The 21,819-nt window shown below is 68.6% G+C and carries 20 protein-coding genes; 1 reads left to right on the top strand and 19 read right to left on the bottom strand.

Features of this window, described 5'->3' with window-relative positions; translation table 11 throughout:
* Positions 1-134: 134 nt before the first annotated feature.
* The 6 genes from ACY48E_RS11880 to ACY48E_RS11855 all read right to left on the bottom strand — a co-directional run bounded on the left by ACY48E_RS11880 (position 135) and on the right by ACY48E_RS11855 (position 5,857).
* Positions 135-440, bottom strand: a complete 306-nt coding sequence (locus tag ACY48E_RS11880; protein ID WP_462872379.1) for a DUF2469 domain-containing protein — start codon at positions 438-440, stop codon at positions 135-137.
* Complete coding sequence (locus ACY48E_RS11875; protein WP_462872474.1) at positions 437-1,228, bottom strand: ribonuclease HII; 792 nt, start codon at positions 1,226-1,228, stop codon at positions 437-439. The genes ACY48E_RS11880 and ACY48E_RS11875 overlap by 4 nt, the downstream gene beginning before the upstream one ends.
* A 65-nt stretch (positions 1,229-1,293) precedes the next feature.
* Positions 1,294-2,046 (bottom strand): signal peptidase I, encoded by a 753-nt coding sequence (lepB, locus tag ACY48E_RS11870; protein WP_462872473.1) that lies wholly within the window; start codon positions 2,044-2,046, stop codon positions 1,294-1,296.
* A gap of 146 nt (positions 2,047-2,192) precedes the next feature.
* Positions 2,193-2,534: a 50S ribosomal protein L19 gene (gene rplS, locus ACY48E_RS11865; protein ID WP_462872378.1), complete on the bottom strand. Its 342-nt coding sequence runs from the start codon at positions 2,532-2,534 to the stop codon at positions 2,193-2,195.
* A 95-nt stretch (positions 2,535-2,629) separates the two neighbouring features.
* Positions 2,630-3,514: a hypothetical protein gene (locus ACY48E_RS11860; protein WP_462872377.1), complete on the bottom strand. Its 885-nt coding sequence runs from the start codon at positions 3,512-3,514 to the stop codon at positions 2,630-2,632.
* A 9-nt stretch (positions 3,515-3,523) separates the two neighbouring features.
* The gene (locus tag ACY48E_RS11855; RefSeq protein ID WP_462872472.1) at positions 3,524-5,857 is read right to left on the bottom strand and encodes a Tex family protein; all 2,334 of its coding nucleotides are present in this window, start codon (positions 5,855-5,857) and stop codon (positions 3,524-3,526) included.
* Positions 5,858-5,929: 72 nt separating this feature from the next.
* On the opposite strand from ACY48E_RS11855, the gene ACY48E_RS11850 reads away from it, so the two are divergent.
* Positions 5,930-6,853, top strand: coding sequence for a serine hydrolase (locus tag ACY48E_RS11850; RefSeq protein WP_462872376.1), 924 nt, complete (start codon positions 5,930-5,932; stop codon positions 6,851-6,853).
* Here ACY48E_RS11850 and trmD read toward each other — a convergent pair.
* The 13 genes from trmD to ACY48E_RS11785 all read right to left on the bottom strand — a co-directional run bounded on the left by trmD (position 6,850) and on the right by ACY48E_RS11785 (position 21,815).
* Positions 6,850-7,524 (bottom strand): tRNA (guanosine(37)-N1)-methyltransferase TrmD, encoded by a 675-nt coding sequence (gene trmD, locus ACY48E_RS11845; RefSeq protein WP_462872375.1) that lies wholly within the window; start codon positions 7,522-7,524, stop codon positions 6,850-6,852. The genes ACY48E_RS11850 and trmD overlap by 4 nt on opposite strands.
* 2 nt (positions 7,525-7,526) lie before the next feature.
* Positions 7,527-8,060, bottom strand: coding sequence for a ribosome maturation factor RimM (rimM, locus tag ACY48E_RS11840; RefSeq protein ID WP_462872373.1), 534 nt, complete (start codon positions 8,058-8,060; stop codon positions 7,527-7,529).
* 7 nt (positions 8,061-8,067) lie between these two features.
* Positions 8,068-8,310, bottom strand: a complete 243-nt coding sequence (locus ACY48E_RS11835) for an RNA-binding protein (RefSeq protein WP_462872372.1) — start codon at positions 8,308-8,310, stop codon at positions 8,068-8,070.
* Positions 8,307-8,768, bottom strand: a complete 462-nt coding sequence (gene rpsP, locus ACY48E_RS11830; protein ID WP_462872371.1) for a 30S ribosomal protein S16 — start codon at positions 8,766-8,768, stop codon at positions 8,307-8,309. The genes ACY48E_RS11835 and rpsP overlap by 4 nt, the downstream gene beginning before the upstream one ends.
* Positions 8,769-8,920: 152 nt before the next feature.
* Positions 8,921-9,997: an amidohydrolase family protein gene (locus ACY48E_RS11825; RefSeq protein ID WP_462872369.1), complete on the bottom strand. Its 1,077-nt coding sequence runs from the start codon at positions 9,995-9,997 to the stop codon at positions 8,921-8,923.
* A 5-nt stretch (positions 9,998-10,002) separates the two neighbouring features.
* Positions 10,003-11,541 (bottom strand): signal recognition particle protein, encoded by a 1,539-nt coding sequence (ffh, locus tag ACY48E_RS11820; protein ID WP_462872368.1) that lies wholly within the window; start codon positions 11,539-11,541, stop codon positions 10,003-10,005.
* A gap of 50 nt (positions 11,542-11,591) precedes the next feature.
* Entirely contained in the window at positions 11,592-14,021 is a 2,430-nt protein-coding gene (locus tag ACY48E_RS11815) for a [protein-PII] uridylyltransferase (protein WP_462872367.1), read from the bottom strand.
* Positions 14,022-14,146: 125 nt separating this feature from the next.
* A complete protein-coding gene (locus ACY48E_RS11810) occupies positions 14,147-14,485 on the bottom strand; it encodes a P-II family nitrogen regulator (RefSeq protein ID WP_462872366.1) in 339 nt (112 codons plus the stop codon).
* A 1-nt stretch (position 14,486) separates the two neighbouring features.
* Positions 14,487-15,803, bottom strand: coding sequence for an ammonium transporter (locus ACY48E_RS11805; protein ID WP_462872471.1), 1,317 nt, complete (start codon positions 15,801-15,803; stop codon positions 14,487-14,489).
* Between the two features lie 221 nt (positions 15,804-16,024).
* On the bottom strand, positions 16,025-17,386 hold the full coding sequence (ftsY, locus tag ACY48E_RS11800) for a signal recognition particle-docking protein FtsY (RefSeq protein ID WP_462872365.1): 1,362 nt from the start codon (positions 17,384-17,386) through the stop codon (positions 16,025-16,027).
* A 96-nt stretch (positions 17,387-17,482) separates the two neighbouring features.
* Positions 17,483-21,100 (bottom strand): chromosome segregation protein SMC, encoded by a 3,618-nt coding sequence (gene smc, locus ACY48E_RS11795; protein WP_462872364.1) that lies wholly within the window; start codon positions 21,098-21,100, stop codon positions 17,483-17,485.
* A 20-nt stretch (positions 21,101-21,120) separates the two neighbouring features.
* Positions 21,121-21,408, bottom strand: a complete 288-nt coding sequence (locus ACY48E_RS11790; protein ID WP_462872470.1) for an acylphosphatase — start codon at positions 21,406-21,408, stop codon at positions 21,121-21,123.
* Positions 21,405-21,815 (bottom strand): OsmC family protein, encoded by a 411-nt coding sequence (locus tag ACY48E_RS11785; RefSeq protein ID WP_462872363.1) that lies wholly within the window; start codon positions 21,813-21,815, stop codon positions 21,405-21,407. The genes ACY48E_RS11790 and ACY48E_RS11785 overlap by 4 nt, the downstream gene beginning before the upstream one ends.
* Positions 21,816-21,819: the final 4 nt, after the last annotated feature.

Here is a 21,819-nt window from a genome sequence, read left to right as displayed (position 1 = left end):
CCCCCCTCGCGGGCGACCACCGATCGGTCGCCTCACGAGAGATGATTGCGCACCCGTCGCACCGAACTCGTCGTCCGACAGCGCTTTTCGGCAAGATGTGGACAACCTCGTCGCCTGTGGAGAACGCGCGGGTCCTACTCCGGTAGCCGCAGGTCGGGCTTGTCGAGTTCCTCGATGTTGACATCCTTGAACGTGATCACGCGGACATGCTTGACGAAGCGCGCGGGCCGGTACATATCCCACACCCACGCATCACTCATACGAAGCTCGAAGTAGATTTCGCCTTCGGCGTTCCGCGGGATCATCTCGACCGAGTTGGTGAGATAGAACCGCCGCTCGGTCTCCACCACGTAGGTGAAGTGCCCGACGATGTCGCGGTACTCCCGGTACAGCGACAACTCCATCTCGGTCTCGTACTTCTCGAGATCCTCGGCACTCATCGGTCTCGTCGCCCTCTCTCCGCCTTCGAACTCACCGAACTCACCGGATTCCCGGAACTCTCGACCACCGCACCACGATATTCCTTCACGTCCCCTCCGACACGACGCGGCGGGCGCAGATCGGGCGCGGCGACCGATGCGACATTGGCGTACGTCAGCCGATGCACCGGGCTCGGGCCCAGTTCGGCGAGGGCGTCGGTGTGCATCGAGGTGCTGTAACCCTTGTGGATCGCGAACCCGTAGCCGGGATACTCGGTGTCCAGTGCCCGCAGGATGCGGTCGCGGTGGACCTTGGCCAACACGCTCGCCGCGGCGATGCAGGCCGCGGTCGCGTCGCCGCCGATCACCGGCAACGACGGCGCTGTCAGACCCGGCACCGTGAACCCGTCGGTGAGCACGTATCCGGGCTCGACCCCGAGAGCCGTGACCGCCCGACGCATCCCCTCGATGTTGGCGACGTGTATGCCGATCCGATCGATCTCCTCCGCCGGGAACGCCACGATCGCCCACGCTCTCGCAAACCGCTTCACCTTGGGGTATAACGCCTCTCGCGCCGACTCCCCCAGCTTCTTGGAATCGTCGATCGATGCCAACGAACTCAGTGCGCGGTCACCGAGTACACACGCTGCCACCACCAGCGGACCTGCGCACGCACCGCGACCGGCCTCGTCGACCCCGGCGACGGGACCGAGACCGCTTCGCAGCAGCGCCTGCTCCATCGTGCGCAGCCCCGACGCCCGACGCACCGCCACCCGTGGTGGCCACGAGGTACGCGAGAGCCGCTGCAGCCTCGGCGACGACCCGCTCCGACCCGGTGCACCACGGCTGACGAGCCGAGCGTGGCCGGGTCCGGTCACCGGCCCTGGATGTCGGGAGCGTCGATGGTTCCCCAGCGCCCCGGCGGCAGCACGATCACGCGCGCCTTGCCGATCACGTTGCCGATCGGCACCGTGCCCTGCAGTTCGTCACCGACGTGGAAACGGGAGTCGGCCGAGTTGCTGCGGTTGTCGCCCATCATCCACAGGTTTCCCTGCGGGACGGTGATCGGACCGAAGCACCGCCCGGACCGCTGGGCGGTGGTGCAGTCCTGCACACCGGGTACGAAGCCGAAGTCCATCTTGATGTAGGGCTCGGTGAGGGGTTTGCCGTTCACCATCACCCGGCCCTGCGCGTCACAGCACTGCACGGTCTGGCCACCGGTGGCGATCACACGCTTGACCAGATCGTTCTCGTCCGGCGCCACCAGCCCGACCAGCGATCCGACCTCCTCGAGACCTCGCACCACCACGTTGGACGAGCGCGTGGAGGTGTAGTCACCGTTCCACGACTCCGGCCCCCGGAAGACGATGACGTCGCCCGGCCGAGGGTCACCGAATCGGTAGCCGATCTTCTCCACCACGATGCGGTCCCCGGTACACCCGGCGCAGCCGTGGAGGGTGGGCTCCATCGATTCCGAGGGGATCAGGTACACCCTCGCGACGAACGTCTGCAGCAGGAAACTCAGCAGCAGCGCCACGAGGATCAGGATCGGCAGTTCGCGCCAGAACGATCGTTCCTTCTTGGTCTTCGTCGCCGGTGCCTGCTCACCGTCACCGGCTTCGTCCAACTGATCCGAGTCTCTGTGGGTCACCGCAACAGGCTAGCCGGGTGAGGTGGCCGAGATGGACGACGGCCCCGCACCGAAGGGGTGCGGGGCCGCCGTGGACGCTGGTGAGCTGCGATGATCGGACAGTGATCAGCGCTTGCTCTCGGTCAGCGCTTCTCCTTGATCTTCGCAGCCTTGCCGCGCAGGTCGCGCAGGTAGTAGAGCTTCGCGCGACGTACGTCGCCGCGGGTGACCACCTCGATGTGGTCGATGTTGGGAGTGTGCACCGGGAAAGTGCGCTCGACACCCACTCCGAAGGAGACCTTGCGGACGGTGAAGGTCTCGCCGATTCCGCCACCCTGGCGGCGGATGACGACACCCTTGAAGATCTGGATGCGCTCCTTCGAGCCTTCGATGACCTTGACGTGGACGTTGAGGGTGTCGCCCGCGCGGAACTCGGGAATGTCGCTGCGCAGCGACTGCTTGTCCAGGAAGTCCAGGGTGTTCATTGATCGTCCTTGTGTGTGGAATGAGTGCGAGTAGAGGACCCGAGCGGCGACGGCGAGTCGCTCGACTGGTTCGTGCTCCTAGTGGTCCCCGACGATCACTCGCCGGGCAACCCCACCATCGTGCCAGATGAACCCCGGTCCGACGAAATCGCTTCCGGCCCCGGAACCACCGTTCTGGCGGGCGGCGCGGGGACGACCTTCCGGTCGAGTTCGGCCTCGGCCGCGTTTCGGACGTGCTCGGGGTCCGGGCTCCCGGCGATCACGTCCTGCAGCCAGATCTTGGCCTGCACCACCGGCCGACGAAGATTCTTCTCCCGCCGCACCGCGCGGGCCATTCGTCCCGGACGCCGGGTGTACCGCCAGCGAGCCCAGGGGGCTCCGGGGCGGCTCAGACGAATGGCACCGACGATCAGCAGAGGCAGGACGAACAGCCCGATCAGACCCGTCCAGATCTTCCCCTTGAGCAGCACCACGGCCGCAAGTGCGAGGTTGATCAGCGCGAACACGGCGAGGACGACGCGGGCGACGGGGTTCGGGTCCTCGCGAAAACCCGAGACGTTGAGCAGTTCGAGCGGCCGCAGACCGAGCAGCAGCATGACCGTGACCGCGATGGCCACGAACACCGCGTCGACCGACGTTCTGCCCTGCTTCGCCCAGTAGACGTCCTCGAGGTAGAAGATCAGCGCGAACTCGTCCAGAACGAGGGCGGCGCCCACGCCGAAGATCGTTGCGAGGACGGCGCCGGTGAGATCGGATCCGTCGACGTAGACGGCGATGAGCCCGACCCCCGACACGATCATCGACACGACGCCGAACACCACGTGGTGGACGTGGTGGCCGCCGGGCGTGACGTTGCCGGGCCACCATCGAACCTGCGCGCGGATCAGACGAACACTGATCCGGATGAACACGAAGCCGACCACGAACCCCACGAGGAAGAAGAACAGGGGCAATCGGCCGTGCTCAGCGAGGTGGTGCACACACCGATGTTATCGCCCGAAACCGGCATTTCGGAGTGCATCGGCCATCGAGCCGGTCGGCGCGGGAGCGCCTCCGCGGGCCCCGCGAGCCCGGTCCCCGCGCGGTGTGTTCCCTCGCGACGACTCGGCGGTCCGGGAGTCACGGCCGGCCCCGGACCTGCCCGGGCGTGCCGAACCCACCTCGTCGTCGAGGCGAAGGGACAGTCCGATTCTCTTGCGCTCGACGTCGACGTCGACGACCTTCACCTTCACCACGTCACCCGATCGCACCACCGACCGCGGATCGGAGACGAAGGTGTTCGACATGGCCGAGACGTGCACCAGCCCGTCCTGGTGAACACCGACATCGACGAACGCACCGAAGGCGGCGACATTGGTGACCACACCTTCGAGCACCATGCCCGGACGTAGGTCGGTGAGCTTCTCGACGCCCGCGGCGAATGTGGCGGTACGGAACTCCGGGCGTGGGTCGCGACCGGGCTTGAGCAACTCGGCGAAGATGTCGGTGACGGTGGGCAGCCCGAAACTGTCGTCGATGAACTCCTTCGGCGACAACGCGCGCAGCGTCCGCTCGTTGCCGATGATCTCTGCAACGGGGACACCGGCACGCTCTGCGATGCGCCGCACCACCGGGTACGCCTCGGGGTGAACGGCCGACCGGTCGAGCGGATTGTCCCCCGACGAGATCCGCAGGAACCCCGCACACTGCTCGAAAGCCTTGGGCCCCAGACGGGGAACACTCAGCAGCGCCGAACGATCGGTGAACGGACCGCGCGAGTCCCGATACTCGACGATGCTCTCGGCCACCGAGGCCGAGATCCCGGACACCCGCGCCAGCAGTGGCGCCGAGGCGGTGTTGACGTCGACGCCGACAGCATTGACCGCATCCTCGACGACGGCGCCGAGCGAGCGGGCGAGGAGGGTCTCCGAGACGTCGTGCTGGTACTGCCCCACGCCGATGGACTTGGGGTCGATCTTGACCAGCTCCGCCAGCGGATCCTGCAGTCGCCTCGCGATCGAGACGGCCCCGCGAATCGAGACGTCGAGGTCCGGGAGCTCACGTGAGGCGTACTCCGATGCCGAGTACACCGATGCCCCCGCCTCGGAGACCATCACCTCGGTCGGTCGCGAGTCCCCGCACATCTGCGCGAGTTCGGTCGCCAACGCTGCGGTTTCCCGCGAGGCGGTCCCGTTACCGATGGCGATCAACTCCACCGAGTACCGCGCGACCATCGCAGCGAGCACCGCCAGCGACTCCCGACGCTTGTTGTGCGGCTGGTGGGGATAGATCGTGGTGTGGTCGAGCACCTTGCCGGTCGCATCGACCACGGCCACCTTCGTACCGGTGCGGAAACCCGGATCCAGGCCGAGGGTGGTCCGGTTGCCGGCGGGTGCGGCGAGCAGAAGGTCGGCGAGATTGGTGGCGAACACCTCCACGGCCGCCGCCTCGGCGCTCTGGCGCAGCCGCATCCTGATGTCGATGCCGATGCCGACGACCAGCTTGGTCCGCCACGCCCAGCGCACGGTGTCGAGCAGCCACCGGTCGGCCGGACGGCCCTGATCGGCGATACCGAATCGTGCTGCGATCACGTTCTCGTACATCCCGGCTCCACCGCGCGCCGACGCGACCTCGGGGTCCGGCTCGGGCTCGACCGAGACCGACAGGACACCTTCCTTCTCGCCGCGAAGCACCGCGAGGACCCGATGGGCGGGCATCGAGGTGAAGGGTTCGCGATGGCCGAAGTAGTCGGCGAACTTCGCGCCGTCACCCTCGCGACCGTCGCGCACGGTGGTGGTCAGGACACCGCGGGCCCACACAGTTTCGCGCAACTCGCCCACCAGGTCGGCGTCCTCGGCGAATCGCTCCACCAGGATCGCGCGGGCACCGGCCAGTTGCTCGTCGGAATAGGTGGTCGGATCGGTGGTCGGGTCCGCGAGAAGCGCGTCGGCGACGGGCTCATGGCCGTCCTCGCGCGCGATCTGGGCTTTCGTTCGCCGCTTCGGCCGAAACGGCAGGTAGATGTCCTCGATTCGGGCCTTGGTGTCCGCGAGCAGGAGATCTCGCTCGATCCGCGGGTCGAGGCGGCCCTGCGCGCGGATCGACTCCAGGACACTCTCGCGGCGTTCGTCGAGTTCACGCAGATAGTGCAGACGCTCGTCGATCAGCCTCAGCTGCGCGTCGTCGAGGGTGCCGGTGACCTCTTTGCGGTAGCGGGCAATGAACGGGACGGTGGCGCCGGAATCGAGCAGGTCCACCGCAGCGCGTACACGCCCCGGCGCCACCCCCACGATCTCGGCGATACGGGTGATCACCGACGGGACACCCGGGCGCTGCCCGGTCACGGTCTCGACAGCAGGTTCGTTCTGGGTACTGGCCACGGCGGGCGAGACTACCGGGCCGGTACTCTGGGCTCGATGAACAGGGTTGTCGCGGCCATCGCCGCCACGGTGCTCGCGTGCTGCGCGGCCTGTTCGACCGCACCCGCGAGTCCCCCGCGTTCGGTGGCCGCTCCCCCGACCGTGGTGTCCTCGACCGACACCGCACCCGACGTGCGGGCTCGACTCGATCAGGCGACGGCGGTGGGGTCCCAGCGCGGTGCCGAGGTCTCCATCGGCTTCCTCGATCGAGCGACGGGCACCTACACCGGGACGGCCGACACGGTCCCGGTGGCCACCGCATCGGTGGTCAAGCTGTTCATCGCCGACGATCTGCTGTTCCGCGACGCGCGCAACGAGATCACTCTCTCCGCCGGCGACCGCAACCTGATCGTGCCGATGCTCGAGTCGTCCGACGACACCGCTGCGGAGGAACTGTGGGATTCCTACGGCGCCGACGCGATCGTCACCAGGGTCGCCCAGCGGTACCGCCTGGTGGCCACGAACCCGCCCCCGGACGGACGGTGGTTCAACACGGTGACCACGGCTGCCGATCTGGTGCGCTACTACGCGCTTCTGCTCGACGGTTCGGGTGGGTTGCCGCGCGATCGGGCGGACACGATCCTGAGCTATCTCGAGTCGTTCACCCCGGAGGGCACCGACGGGTACCCGCAGTCCTTCGGGATACCGACGGCGCTGCCGTCGGAGACGCTGCGCGGGGTCAAGCAGGGCTGGATGTGTTGCACGGCCGGTCGTTGGGTGCACCTGTCCACGGGGTTCGTCGGTGAGGGCGCGCGGTACGTCCTCGCGATCATCTCCCAGGAGATCCCCTTCACCGGCGCCGACGGCGGTGCGAGCGGATCGGACATCACGGTGACCGACGACGCCGGCGCTCAGCACGCGCGCGCCACGGTGACCGATGCTCTGAGCGCCCTGTTCCCCACGGGGTCGGTCCCGGGTTAGAGCAGATCGGGCCGCCGCTCGCGCGTGCGCTCGAGTGCGCGAGCATGTCGCCACTCGGCGATGCGTGCGTGATCGCCCGAGAGGAGCACCGGTGGCACCTCGAGGTCTCGCCATCGCACGGGACGGGTGTAGCTGGGTCCCTCGAGCAAGCCGTCGGAGAACGAATCCTGTTGATGTGAGAGCTGATTGCCGAGAACACCGGGTATGAGCCGGGTGATCGCCTCCACCATCACCAACACTGCGGCCTCGCCGCCGATCAGAACGTAGTCCCCGATGCTGATCTCCTGCACACGGATCCGCCGCGATGCGTCGTCGACCACGCGCTGATCGATACCTTCGTATCGCCCGCACGCGAACACCAGGTGCTTCTCGCTCGCAAGCCCCTCGGCGCTCGCCTGGGTGAACGGGACCCCCGCCGGCGTGGGCACGATCAGCACCGAGTCCGCCGTGGCCACGTCGTCGAGAGCCGCGCCCCACACCGGCGCCGTCATCACCATCCCCGGCCCACCGCCGTAGGGCGAGTCGTCGACGGCGCGATGGACATCCGTGGTCCACGATCGCAGGTCGTGAACCTCCAGCCTGACGATCTCCTTCTCGATCGCTCTGCCCAGCAGGGCCGTTCGCAGCGGTTGAAGGTACTCGGGGAAGATCGTCACCACGTCGATGCGCACGTTCAGATCTCCAGCAGGCCGTCTGGTGGGTCGATGTCGACGGTCGCAGTGGCTCGGTCCACACCGACGACGATGGCCGAGACGAACGGCACGAGGATCTCGCGGTCGTTCTCGGCCCGAACCGACAGCAGCTCGCCTGCCGCCGAGTGCAGCACCTCACGCACCACACCCACGCGCTCACCCGCACGCGGATGATCCGCGCCGAAGCGCACACTCATGCCCTCGAGCTCGTGATCGTAGAACTCGTCGGGATCATCCGATTCCGGCAGGTCGGCGGTGTCGATGACGAACAACGATCCCCGCAGCGCGTCGGCGGCCGACCGATCGGTGATGCCCTCCAACACCAGAAGAAGCCGCCCGGAGTGCTCCCGGGCGGCCTCGACTCGATAGTGCGTGGGCGTGGACGACCCGCGAACCCGGGCGGTCAGGACGGTGCCGACGGCGAACCGATCGTCGGGATCGTCGGTGCGGACCTCGACGACCACCTCGCCCCGGACGCCGTGCGATTTCGCAACGCGCCCGATCACCAGCTCCACGTCTGGATCAGCTGTCGGTATCGACGACGTCGACCCTGATCCCGCGGCCACCGATACCCGCAACCAGGGTGCGCAGCGCCGTGGCGGTGCGACCGCCACGACCGATGACCTTGCCCAGGTCGTCCGGATGGACGTGAACCTCGATGGTGCGACCACGACGGCCGGTGATCATCTCCACTCGGACGTCATCCGGGTTGGCGACGATACCGCGAACCAGGTGTTCGACGGCGTCGGCGACGACGGCGCTCACTTGTCCGCGTCGGCCGCAGCGGCGTCGTCGGCACCGGCAGCGTCGTCGGCATCAGCGGCGTCGGCCTTGGCGGCCTTCTTCTTCTTCGGGGTGATGGCCTCGGTGGTGGGCGCATCGTCGGCCTGCGCGAGCGCGGCGTTGAACAGGTCGAGCTTGGAGGGCTTCGGCTCGGCGACACGCAGGGTGCCCTCGGCGCCGGGCAGGCCCTTGTGCTTCTGCCAGTCACCGGTGATCTTGAGCAGGGCCTCGACGGGCTCGGTGGGCTGTGCGCCCACGCCGAGCCAGTACTGCGCGCGCTCGGAGTCGATGTCGATCAGCGACGGCTCTTCCTTGGGGTGGTACTTGCCGATGGTCTCGATGGCACGGCCGCCGCGGCGGGTGCGAGCGTCGGCGACGACGACGCGATACTGGGGGTTGCGAATCTTGCCGAGACGGGTGAGCTTGATCTTGACGGCCATGCTGGCTGAGCCTCTTTCGGTGTTTGGTCACATGGCAATTCAGCGATGCGCGCGGCACGCACATCCGGTTTTGCCGTTGAGGGGTGTCGTGACTCCCCGCGCGGCACGTGGCCGACGACGGGCTGACAACGCTTCATTGTGCCAGAGCGTGCTCAGCGCACGAAATTGCCTCGCAGCACCACGGTGTCGGGCGCCGAGAGCACGTCGGGCCCGAGGCGCGGGTCCTGCTCGTAGATCACGAAGTCAGCGGGTGCGCCGTGCTCGAGGTTCTGCCGCCCCAACCACGTGCGGGCCGACCAACTTGCCGAGCCCAGTGCCTCGGTGGGACTGAGACCGACCCGCACCAGGGCGGCCACCTCGTCGGCGAGGCGGCCGTGGCGGATCGATCCTCCCGCGTCCGTACCCGCGTAGATCGGCACCCCCGCATCGTGGGCGCGGCCCACGGTCTGCGCCACCCGGCCGTGCAGGTCCAACATGTGCCGCGCGTACACCGGGTACTTCCCCGCCGCCGCGGCGATGTCGGGGAACGTCTCGATGTTGATCAGGGTCGGCACCAGCGCCGTACCGTGCTCGACCATCATGGCGATGGTGTCGTCGGTCAGGCCCGTACCGTGCTCGATGCAGTCGATTCCGGCCGCGATCAGCCCCGGGAGAGCATCCTCGGAGAACACGTGCGCCGTCACCCGCGCCCCCTCGGCGTGCGCCGCTGCGATGGCGCGGGCGGCGATCCTCTCGTCCCAGAGCGGGGCGAGGTCCCCGACGCTGCGGTCGATCCAGTCACCGACGATCTTGACCCAGCCGTCGCCCATCCTCGCCTGCTGGGCCACTGCCTCCGGGAGCTGCTCGGGATCCTCCAGTTCGACCGCCAGGCCGGGTATGTAGCGCTTGGGGAGTGCTATGTGGCGACCCGCGCGGATGATCTTCGGCAGATCCTCACGCTCGTCGATGAATCTCGTGTCCACCGGGGACCCGGCATCGCGCAGCAGCAGTGCACCGACCGACCGTTCCTTCTCGGCCTGCTCGATCGCCCCCGCCTCGTCCTCGTGCCCGCCGCCGTACTTGATGCCGACGTGACAGTGGGCATCCACCAGACCCGGCACGATCCACCCACCGGTGAGTGTGTGCGCATCGGCGACCGGCTCGGCCGAGACCACACCGTCCACCACCCAGAACTCGAGCCGCTGCTCATCGGGTAGGCCGGTGCCGATCACGTGCAGGCGGTCGCTCATGACATCTACTTCTTCGGCAGCTTGAACTGCGAGAAATCGAAACCCTCGAGCCCGGGCGGCAGCTGGTCCAGACCCTTGGGCATGCCGGTCAGATCCGGCATGCCCGGCATCGCTCCCCTGACCTTGGGCGGTGTCGGACCGCGCCCGGTCCGCTTGCCCTTCTTCCCCTTCTTGGCGCGTTGGCCGCCCTTACGGGACCCGGGTAGGCCCATGCGTCCGGCCATCGAGGCCATCATCTTGCGTGCCTCGAAGAAGCGGTCGACGAGCTGGTTGACGTCGGAGACCTTCACCCCGGAGCCCGCGGCGATGCGCAGGCGACGCGATGCGTTGATGATCTTCGGGTCCGCCCGCTCGGCAGGGGTCATGCCGCGGATGATCGCCTGTACGCGGTCGAGTTGCTTGTCGTCGACCTGCGCGAGGGCGTCCTTCATACCCGCGGCACCCGGCAGCATTCCCAGGAGGTTGCCGATGGGACCCATCTTGCGGATGGCCATCATCTGTTCGAGGAAGTCCTCCAACGTGAGCTGACCGGACCCCATCCGCGCGGCGGCATCCTCGGCCTGCTTGGCGTCGAAGACGGTCTCGGCCTGCTCGATCAGGCTCAACAGATCACCCATGCCGAGGATGCGTCCGGCCATCCGATCAGGATGGAAGGTCTCGAAGTCCTCGAGCTTCTCGCCGGTGGACGCGAACATGATCGGGCGACCGGTCACCTCGCGCACACTCAGCGCGGCGCCACCTCGGGCGTCGCCGTCGAGCTTGGTCAGCACGACTCCGGTGAAGCCGACGCCCTCCGCGAAAGCCTGCGCGGTACTGACCGCGTCCTGACCGATCATCGCGTCGAGCACGAAGAGGGTCTCGTCGGGCTGGACCGCGTCGCGGATGCCGGCAGCCTGCGCCATCAGCTCGGCGTCGATACCGAGTCGACCGGCCGTGTCGACGATGACCACGTCGAAGACCTTCGAACGTGCCTCGGCCACACCGGCCGTCGCCACGGCCACCGGGTCGGCCGCAGACACGCCGAGAGCGTTGTCCCCACCGCCGGTCGAGGTTCCGGGATGCGGAGCGAACACGGCCACCCCGGCCCGCTCGGCGACCACGCGCAGCTGATCCACCGCGCCCGGACGCTGGAGATCACAGGCCACCAGCAGCGGCGTGTGACCCTGCGCCTTGAGCCACGCGGCGAGTTTGCCTGCGAGCGTGGTCTTTCCGGCGCCCTGCAGACCCGCCAGCATGATCACCGTCGGAGGGGTCTTGGCGAAGACGATGCGCCGGGTCTCGCCGCCGAGAATCGCCACGAGTTCCTCGTTGACGATCTTGACCACCTGCTGGGCAGGGTTGAGCGCACCGGAGACCTCCGCGCCCTTGGCGCGATCCTTGATCCGACCGATGAAGGCGCGCACCACGGGCAACGCGACGTCGGCCTCGAGCAGGGCCAGGCGGATCTCACGGCACACCGAATCGATGTCACCGTCCGTCAGCCGACCCTTGCCTCGCAGATTCCTGAGACTTCCGGCCAACCTGTCGGAGAGGGAATCGAACACCGGTGACACTCCTGAGCTCGGGGCAATGACGGCACGGACCGAGCACCACCCTAGCGGCTGGCGGCGTTCGATTCCTCGGGTGGACGCGGTGCCAACGCGGGCACCACGGCCAGCAGTGCGGTCTCGAGAGATCGACGCACCGCGGGATTCGCCGCGTCCGGTAGCGCCACACAGAAGGAGTCGACGACCGACGATCCCAGCGTGGCGACCTTGGCCCAGCGGATGTCGGCACCGGCATGCTCGAGAACTGAGGCCAACCGGCACAGCAACCCCAGCCGATCACGGGCCCGCAGTTCGATGATCACGTCGGTGGCGTTGGGCACGTCGAACCACAGCACGCGCGGGGGGGACTGCGCGTAGAGCGGAACCGCCCGTGGATCCTCGCCCGCAGGGTCGCGGGCGGCGTCGCGTTCCTTCGCGTCGAGCCCGGCGACCAGATCCAGTTCGCCGTCGAGCGCGCGAATCAGCTCCTGGCGCAGCAACCCCGCCGCGGGCGGGGAACCGAAGGTCGGCGCCACGATGAAGGAGTTGACGGCGTACCCGTCGCGCCCGCCCACCGACGCGGCGAGAACGCGCAGGGACGCCAGAGCCAGAACACCGGCGGCGTTGGAGAGCATCCCGAGGCGATCGGGCGCGGTGACGGTGACCTGATAGGTGTGCGGTCCGCCCGCCGGCGTGATGTCGACGTCGATGTCGCCGGAGCGTGCGCGTTCGAGCAACGCGGGATCGACCTCGTCGGGAACCGGCAACGGACGACCCGACATCAGCAGTCGACACCGGCGAACCAGCTCCCTGATCAGCGACGCCTTCCAATCGCCCCACACACCCGGCCCGGTGGCCAGCGAGTCGGCCTCCGCCAGAGCATGCAGCAGATCGAGCAGTTGCGAGTCACCTCCGAGGGCGTCGACAACGCCCTGCACGGTGTCGGCATCATCGAGGTCTCGCCGCGTCGCGACGTCCGGCAGCAGCAGATGGTGTCGAACCATCCCGCTCAGCACGGCGACGTCGGAGGGCCACATCCCGAGGCGGTTCCCGATCTGGGTGGCGAGGTCGGCACCGACCACGCTGTGGTCGCCGCCTCGTCCCTTGCCCACGTCGTGCAGCAGGGCACCGAGCACCAGTAGGTCCGGTCGCGACACCCGTGTGGTCATCGACGCGGCGTTGGCCGCGGTCTCGACGAGGTGACGATCGACCGTCCAGGTGTGGATGGCATCGCGCGGAGGCAGGTCGCGCACCGCGCCCCACTCGGGCAGCAGACGCCCCCACAGACCCGTCCGGTCGAGCGCCTCGATCACCGCGATGGCGGACCGACCTGAGCCGAGCAGCACCAACAGATCGTTCAGAGCCTCCCGGGGCCACGGTTCACGCAGTTCCGGCGCGCTGTCGGAGAGGCGGCCGAGAGTGGAGGCCGAGATCGGCAGACCCGTGGTCGCCGACGCCGCGGCGACCCGCATGATCAGGCCCGGATCCTTGGTCGGACGCGCATCGCGCGCGAGCACCACCTCGCCGGCGTGCTCGACCACTCCCTCGTCGAGCGGCCGCCGGACGGGTACCCGGCGCAAACGTGAGAGTCCTCGCCGCGGGACGGCGTTGCCGGCGGTGCGGATGCCGACGTCGACGCAGTAGCCGATCGTGCGCGCGGAGTCGCTCAGCAGGCGCGCGAGGTCGAAACGATCCCCGATTCGCAGCGCGGAGGCAATCTCGTCGGCATCCTGGGCACGCAGCTGATCCCGCGCTCGACCGGCGATGCGATGCAGTTCGGTGCGCACATCGAGGATCCGATCGTGTGCGAACGCCAGGCCACCACCCGGTGAGTCGGGGCCGAGACCGGTGGTCGCGTCCGTCAGCTGGGCAATGGACAGGGCGTCGAGAAGTTGAACGTCGCGGAGGCCACCGCGACCGCTCTTGAGGTCGGGCTCGGCGCGGTGGGCGATCTCTCCCGAGCGCGCCCACCGTGTTCTGGTCAGGTCGATCAACACGTCGAGCCGGTCCCGGAGCCCTGCTCGCCACTGCCGCCGGATCCCGCTGATCAGCAGATTGCTCAGCTCGGGATCGCCCGCGACGTGCCGGGCGTCGAGCAGACCGAGTGCTGCCGTCATGTCGCCTGCGGCCACCTGCAGGGCCTGCTCGACCGTGCGCACACTGTGGTCGAGTTTGATGTGGGCGTCCCAGAGCGGATACCAGAGCTGGTCGGCCACCACCGACAGCTTCTCGGGGTCGACGTCGTCGTGCAGCAGCACCAGATCGAGGTCGGAGAACGGGAGCATCTCCCGGCGCCCGAGACCTCCGACCGCGACGATGGCGAACCCGCTGTCGGCCTTGATCCCGACCTCCGAGCCCTTGCTGGTGAGCCAGAAGTCGTGCAGATCCGTCAAGGCCTCCCGCAGGGCGGGAGCGTCGAGCCGGCGACCCGACGGGCCGACGCCGAGCAGCTGCTCACGGGCTCGGACGAGATCGGTTGCCGCGTCGTGTGCGGTCATGATCGCGGTTCCCTTCTCGCGGGGTGTCGGGCGGGGTGTTCGACAGAAAACGGGTGACCGCGATCGACCGTCGAAACGGCGTCTGTCGCGGTCACCCGTCCGGCTGGAACTCCGATCGGTCGAAGCTACAGGGCGTCGGAGCCACGCTCCCCGGTGCGCACTCGCACGATGGTGTCCACCGGCGACACCCACACCTTGCCGTCACCGATCTTGCCGGTCCGCGCGGCCTCGACGATCACGTCGACGACCTTGTCGACGGCGGCGTCGTCGACAACCACCTCGACACGAACCTTCGGAACGAAGTCGACGGAGTACTCGGCTCCTCGATAGACCTCGGTGTGGCCCTTCTGGCGGCCGTAACCCTGGACCTCACTGACGGTCATCCCGAGGACCCCGGCCTGCTCGAGCCCGGTCTTGACATCCTCGAGGGTGAACGGCTTGACGATTGCCGTGATCAACTTCATCTCAGGCCTCCTTGCCGGTGGACACGCGGCCCACGCTGTTGCCGCCGAGCGCGGCGAAATCGTACGCGGTCTCTGCATGCTCCGATTCGTCCACGCCCAGCGTCTCACCCTCGTCGGTGGTTCGCAGACCCACGGTGTACTTGACGATCAGCGCGACCACCGCGGTACCCACCAGGGAGTACGCGAGTACGGCACCCGCGCCCACGGCCTGACGCCACAGCTGATCGAACCCACCGCCGTAGAACAGGCCCGACACCGCAGCCGGGGCCTCGGAGGTGGCGACCAGGCCCACCATGAGGGTGCCGATGAGGCCACCGACGAGGTGAACCCCGACCACGTCGAGCGAGTCGTCGAACCCGAACCGGTACTTCAGGCCCACCGCCAGGGCGCAGAGCGCACCGGAGACGACGCCGACGGCCAGAGCACCGATGACGTTGACCGACGAACATGCCGGAGTGATGGCGACCAGACCCGCCACGATTCCGGACGCGCCGCCGAGGCTGGTGGCATGACCGTCACGGATGCGCTCGACGAGCAACCACGCCAGCATGGCCGCCGCGGTGGCGACCGTCGTGGTGATGAACGTGGCGCCGGCAATTCCGTTGGAGGCAACCGCGGACCCGGCGTTGAAGCCGTACCACCCGAACCACAGCAGACCCGCGCCGAGCATGACGAACGGCAGGTTGTGCGGACGGAACGGTGTCTGCGGCCACCCCTTGCGCTTGCCCAGGATGATGCAGAGCACCAGGCCCGCGGCACCGGCATTGATGTGCACCGCCGTTCCACCGGCGAAGTCGATCGCCTTGAGCTGGTTGGCGATCCAGCCACCCTTCTCGGCCGTGACGCCGTCGAAGGCGAACACCCAGTGCGCGACCGGGAAGTAGACGATCGTGGCCCACAGTCCCGCGAACAACAGCCACGGCCCGAACTTGAGGCGATCGGCAACAGCGCCGGAGATGAGGGCGACGGTGATGATGGCGAACATGGCCTGGAAGGCGACGAACACCGTGGCGGGAATGGTCCCGGCCAACGGGATCGCGGCAGCGGTGACCGTGCCGGCGTCGTCGGTGGAGGACAGGTAGGTGCCTCCGATGAGCCCCTTGAGACCCCAGTACTGGGTGGGGTCACCGATCAGGTTGCCCTTGTCCTCGCCGAACGCGATCGAGTAGCCGTAGAGCACCCACAGCACGCCGACGACGCCCATGGAGCTGACGCTCATCATGATCATGTTCAGCACACTCTTCGCGCGGACCATGCCGCCGTAGAAGAACGCAAGACCCGGGGTCATGAGCAGCACGAGCGCTGCACTGGTCAGCATCCATGCCGTGTCACCGGTGTCGGGTGCACCGATAGTGGGGAATTCCACCTTGAGCCTCCTCCTTCTGCCTCGGTCCAGCGCTGGGTGGCTGACGACCTGGAGGAAAGAGTGCTCATAAGACGTTTCCGCGACGGCACTGTGAAGTTTCAGCCGTGTGAACGCACGCCCGAATCATGTTGCGTGCATGTTTCGTCGCGCTCTTCGCGGCGTGGAACGTCCCCTCAGCCCAGCAGCGCGTCGACGTAGGCGCCCGGTTCGAAGGGCGCGAGGTCGTCCGCACCCTCGCCGAGGCCCACCAGTTTGACGGGCACTGCGAGCTCACGCTGAACCTGGAAGACGATGCCACCCTTGGCGGTCCCGTCGAGCTTGGTCAGCACCACGCCGGTGATGTCGACGACCTGCGCGAAGACCCGCGCCTGCGCGAGGCCGTTCTGACCGATCGTCGCATCGAGGACCAGGAGTACGTCGTCGACGGGCGCCTTCTTCTCGATCACCCTCTTGACCTTGCCGAGCTCGTCCATCAGACCTGTCTTGGTGTGCAGACGCCCGGCGGTGTCCACCAGCACCACGTCGGCTCCGTCGTCGACGCCCCTGCTCACCGCATCGAAGGCGACGGCAGCCGGGTCGGCACCCTCCCGTCCGCGCACCACCTCGGCGCCGACTCGCTCACCCCACGTCTGCAGTTGGTCGGCGGCTGCCGCGCGGAAGGTGTCGGCTGCGCCGAGCACCACGCGACGACCGTCCGCCACGAGCACCCGCGCCAGCTTTCCGGTGGTGGTGGTCTTGCCCGTTCCGTTGACGCCCACCACCAGCAGCACCGATGGACGATCCCCGTGCGGAAGCGCCTTGATGGAGCGATCCATGCTCGGGTCGAGCGCCTCGACGAGCACCTCGCGCAGCAGGGCGCGAGCATCGGCCTCGGTTCTGACCGTGCGGACGGCCATCTCGCGGCGCAGGGTCGCGACGATCTCCGCGGTGGTCGCGGTACCGATATCGGCCACGAGCAGGGTGTCCTCGACCTCCTCCCAGGAGTCCTCGTCGAGGTCGCCGCCACCGAGCAGGCCCAGCAGAGACCTGCCGACGGCGTTGTGCGAACGCGCCAGTCGCCCGCGCAGGCGACCGAGTCGTCCTGCGGTGGGCTCGATCGTCTCGACTCCCCCGCCGGCCGCGGCCTGCGGGGTTACGGTGTCCGCCTCCTCCTCGACCGGCTCCGGGAGGGACACGTTGGTGATATCGCGCTTGGGCGCATCACGCGGCACCGACGCGTCGTCACCCACACGCGGCTGGTCGTCGGTATCGGTGCGCTCGAACGGGAGAGGGTCGACGGGCGGGCGCGCCGAGAGGGGCTCCGGCAGACCTCGCCGAGGCTCGGCGACGGCGGTCCCGGCAGCGCCGCCCTCGGCGAACGAGATGGCGGACCCGGCGCGGTAGTCACCGGACTGCTCACGCCGCGTGCGCTCGACCGCGGCCGACTCACCGAGCGAGACACGCGAACGCCGCGCCCGAAGTAGGCCGAACAGCAGAACCACGATCAGGACGACGGCCACGATCGCAGCAATGGCGATCCACAGTTCTACGCTCACGTACCCATCCTGTCAGTGCTCACGTGCCCATGCTGTCAGTGCTCACGGAACCATGCTGTCGGTGCTCACGTAACCATGCTGTCGGTGACCGCCGGATCAGGAGTCGACAGGCGCCGGCTCGGCCAGATCACGCCCACGCATGCGCTGGGAGATCACCGTGGTGATCCCGTCGCCGCGCATCGAGACCCCGTACAGCGCGTCGGCCACCTCCATCGTGGGCTTCTGGTGGGTGATCACGATCAACTGCGACTTCTCCCGAAGCTGCTCGAACAGCGAGATCAACCGTCGCAGGTTCGTGTCGTCCAGTGCCGCCTCCACCTCGTCCATGACGTAGAACGGCGACGGCCGGGCGCGGAAGATCGCGACGAGCATCGCGACGGCGGTGAGGGACTTCTCGCCGCCCGAGAGCAGCGACAGGCGCTTGACCTTCTTGCCGGGCGGCCGGGCCTCGACCTCGATGCCGGTGGTCAACATGTCCGACGGATCGGTCAGCAGCAGTCGACCCTCCCCGCCGGGGAACAGCGTGGCGAACACGCCGACGAACTCGCGCTCGACGTCGTGCCACGCATCGGTGAACACCTGCAGGATGCGGGCGTCCACATCCGCGACCACGCCGAGCAGGTCGGCGCGCGCGGACTTGACGTCCTCGAGCTGAGTGGAGAGAAAGTTGTAGCGCTCCTCGAGCGCGGCGAACTCCTCGAGTGCGAGCGGGTTCACGCGCCCGAGCGTGGCGAGGTCCTTCTCGGCCCGCGCGGCGCGGCGCAGCTGGGTGTCGCGATCGAACGGCATCGGCGCGGGCGCGATCACCGACTCACCGCGCTCACGAGCCTGCTCGTACTCGGCCATCTCGAGTTCGGTGGGCGGGAGCGGCACCTGCGGGCCGTACTCGGCCACCAGGTCGTCGGCACTGATGGCGAACTGCTCGAGCACCGCGGTCTCGAGCTGCTCGATACGCATAGCCGCCTGGGCTCGCGCCACCTCGTCGCGGTGCACGGCGTCACCGAGCTGGCTCGCCCTGGTCGAGAGCGCACGCACCTGTTCCTTGACCCGTTCGGCGGCTCCGGCGCGCTCGGTACGTCGACGCGCCAGGTCGTCGCGGTGCGCCACCGCGTCCGCCACCACCGACCGCAGGCGTGCAGCGACGCGGTCGCCGGACTCTGCCACGGCGCCCGCCACGGCCGCCGAGCGGGCTCGGGCGATCGCGATGCGCTCGGCGCGAGCACGTGCCTCACGCTCGATCCTGGCCGACCGACGCAGCGACTCCGCCTGTCCACGAACAGATTCCGCGCGCTCCTCGGCCGTCCTGACGGCCAGGCGAGCGTCGATCTCCACGGCTCTCACCTCGGCGAGGGCTGCGGCGGCCACCGCGCGGTCGGCGGCGTGAGCCGAGTCGGCGGCGTGCTCGTCCACACCGACCACCGCCTGCTCCTGCTGGGCCAGCCGCAACCGCTCCTCGAGCTCGGCCAATGTCGCGGTCGCCTGATCGCGTGCGGACTCCGCCGCGGAACGCTGCTCGATCAGTCGCGCCGACTCGGCGTGGGCGGCACGCGCGAGCTGCCCCAACCGACCAAGTTGCTCGTACACCGCGGCCAGGGCGGCATCGGACTCGTTGAGGGCCGCCAGGGCCTGCTCTGCGGCCTCACGTCGCTCGGTCTGCTCGACCAGCGCGCCCGCGAGCGCCGCCGCGTACTCCTCGGCCCGGCTCTCGCACTCGATCAGTTCGGCTGCAGAGGCGTCGATGGCAGCCTGGACCTCGATGACACTGGTCTGCCGCTGCGATCCACCCGTGATGGACCCGGCGGTGATCACATCGCCGTCGAGCGTCACCGCGCGCAACCCACGATGAGCAGAGGTGAGACCGATGCCCTGATCCACGCCCTCCACGATCACGGTTGCGGCCAGCAGGGCGGCCACCGCCCCGCCAAGTTCTCCGGACACCTCGACCACATCGCCCGCCCAGCGTGCGGGCGCATCCAGCCGAACCGACGGCGAGGACGCCGGTCCCTGCATCGGATGGACGATGGATGCGCGGCCGCCATCGGCTTCCTTGAGCGCCCGGATCGCGGTCAGCGCACGATCGACGGACCCGACCACGACGGCATCGGCCGCAGCGCCGAGAGCGGCGGCGACGGCCACCTCGTATCCGGCTGCCACGGTGATGGCTCTCGACAGGCGCCCGTCGACCATGTCGTGGCGATTGTCGGCCAGCCACGCGCCCCCGTCCCTGCGGTCCAGGCCCATCGTCAACGCTTCGATTCGTGCGCGCAGCGAGACCACGCCCTGGCTCGCGGAGCGTTCGGCGGCCACCAGCTCGGCCACCCGCTCGTCGGACACGCGCAGAGCATCGACCGCGTTCTCGTGCTGAGTGTCCAGGCCCACCTCACTCGCGTCGAGTTCGGCGATGCGTTCCTGCACCGCGTCGAACTCCTCACGAGCGTGCTCGGCGCGGGTTCGGGCCGCATCGATGGCCTCGGTCAGGCGGGCGACCTCGGCGTCGACGGACTCCGCGCGGGTACGCACGGTGTCGACCTGGCCGGCCAGTCGAGCGAGCCCCTCGCGGCGATCGGCAACTGCCCGCACCGCGGCCAGGTGGGACCGTTCGGCCTCCGCGACGGCAAGCTCACGCTCGGCAAGTTGCTCGCGCGCGGCATCCAACGTCGCCCGAGCGATCTCGACGGCTTCGGCGCGCTCGAGCTCCTCGAGAGCGACCTGCTCCGCGCGAGCCTCGAGCTCGTCGGGATCCGGACCCCTGCGGTCCTGCCCGTCGTCGACGAGGTGGGTGGCACGCTCGCGAGCGATGCGCACGGTGGCGTCGACTCGCTCGGCAAGCGCCGAGAGTCGGAACCATGCCTGCGCGGCGGCCTCCGCCGCGGGCGTCAGAGCCGCGAGCTCGGCCTCGTGCTCGGCGAGCACCTGCTCCCCCTCGGCGAGGGCGGCCTGAACGGAGAGGTACTCCTGCCGGGCACGCTCCTCGTCGTGCGACTGCTCGGCCAGCTCACGTCGGCGAGTGACCAGGTCGTCCGCCGCCAGGCGCAGCCGTGCATCACGCAGGTCAGCCTGCACCGATTGCGCTCGCCGCGCGACCTCCGCCTGCCGTCCGAGCGGCTTGAGCTGGCGTCGGAGCTCGGCCGTCAGGTCCGTCAGCCGCGCAAGGTTGGCCTGCATCGCATCGAGCTTGCGGACCGCCTTCTCCTTGCGCTTGCGGTGCTTGAGCACCCCGGCGGCCTCCTCGATGAACGCGCGCCGATCCTCCGGGCGGGATTCGAGAATTGCCGCGAGCCGACCCTGACCGACGATCACGTGCATCTCACGACCGATACCGGAGTCGCTGAGCAGCTCCTGAACGTCCATCAACCGGCAGCTGGTGCCGTTGATCTCGTACTCACCGGCACCGTCACGGAACATCCGCCGGGTGATCGAGACCTCGGAGTAGTCGATGGGCAGCGCACCGTCGGAGTTGTCGATGGTCAGCGTCACCTCGGCACGACCGAGGGGGGCCCTCCCGGAGGTACCGGCGAAGATGACGTCGTCCATCTTCCCGCCGCGCAGCGCCTTCGCCCCCTGCTCCCCCATCACCCAGGTGAGGGCGTCCACGACATTGGACTTGCCGGAGCCGTTCGGGCCCACCACGCAGGTGATTCCCGGCTCGAATCGCAGAGTCGTCGCAGACGCGAAGGACTTGAATCCCTTCAGCGTCAGACTCTTCAGATGCACGGCCGGTCAGAGTACCTTCCCTAGCGTTCGACGAATCCGATCAGACCGCCACGCGCGGGTTCGAAGGACTCGACGACGGTGGTCACCGATCCGGGAGTGCGGCCCGAGCGAAGGAGCTCGAGCAGGGCATCGAGCGCGGGCCGCGGCCCCTCGGCCACCACGTGCACCCGGCCGTCGGATGCGTTGGTCGCCGAGCCCACCAGCCCCAGCTCAAGGGCGCGAGAGCGCGTCCACCAGCGGAAACCGACACCCTGCACCAGCCCGTGCACCCATGCGCCGAGCCGCTCGTTCTCACCCGGCGCGGTCAGTGTTCGGCCTCGATCGACAGGGTCACCGTGGTTCCGGCCTTCAAGGTTCGACCGACCGTGCACACCTTGTCGACGGCGCGTTCGACCACCGCGATCAAGCGCTCGCGGGCGTCGGCATCGAGTTCGCTGAGGTCCAGTTCGAGTACTTCGGTCAGCTCCGGGTACACCTCGTTCTCACGATCGGCATCGCCCGAGACCCGGACAGTGGCGTCGTAGGAGTCACCGAGGCGCCGCGAGAGGGGTAGGTCCGAACTCATCCCGGTGCAGGCAGCCAGCGCGATCTTCAGCAGCTCGCCCGGGGTGAACACCCCGTCCACGTCCTGCGAGCCCACCAGCACCTCCGCTCCCCGCGAACTCCTACCGGTGTAGCGACGAGTTCCGGTGCGTTCGACCCACAGTTGCGTCATGAGC

The organism is Rhodococcus sp. AZ1 (assembly GCF_054979605.1).
This window is presented reverse-complemented; position numbering and strand designations above follow the sequence as displayed.

Coding starts and splice junctions, on each gene's coding strand:
- rplS (WP_462872378.1), bottom strand. CDS start 2,534: ATGAACACCCTGGACTTCCTGGACAAGCAGTCGCTGCGCAGCGACATT.
- ACY48E_RS11785 (WP_462872363.1), bottom strand. CDS start 21,815: ATGACGCAACTGTGGGTCGAACGCACCGGAACTCGTCGCTACACCGGT.
- ACY48E_RS11825 (WP_462872369.1), bottom strand. CDS start 9,997: ATGAGCGACCGCCTGCACGTGATCGGCACCGGCCTACCCGATGAGCAG.
- ACY48E_RS11810 (WP_462872366.1), bottom strand. CDS start 14,485: ATGAAGTTGATCACGGCAATCGTCAAGCCGTTCACCCTCGAGGATGTC.
- rpsP (WP_462872371.1), bottom strand. CDS start 8,768: ATGGCCGTCAAGATCAAGCTCACCCGTCTCGGCAAGATTCGCAACCCC.
- ACY48E_RS11815 (WP_462872367.1), bottom strand. CDS start 14,021: ATGACCGCACACGACGCGGCAACCGATCTCGTCCGAGCCCGTGAGCAG.
- ACY48E_RS11805 (WP_462872471.1), bottom strand. CDS start 15,803: ATGCTGACCAGTGCAGCGCTCGTGCTGCTCATGACCCCGGGTCTTGCG.
- ACY48E_RS11850 (WP_462872376.1), top strand. CDS start 5,930: ATGAACAGGGTTGTCGCGGCCATCGCCGCCACGGTGCTCGCGTGCTGC.
- ACY48E_RS11880 (WP_462872379.1), bottom strand. CDS start 440: ATGAGTGCCGAGGATCTCGAGAAGTACGAGACCGAGATGGAGTTGTCG.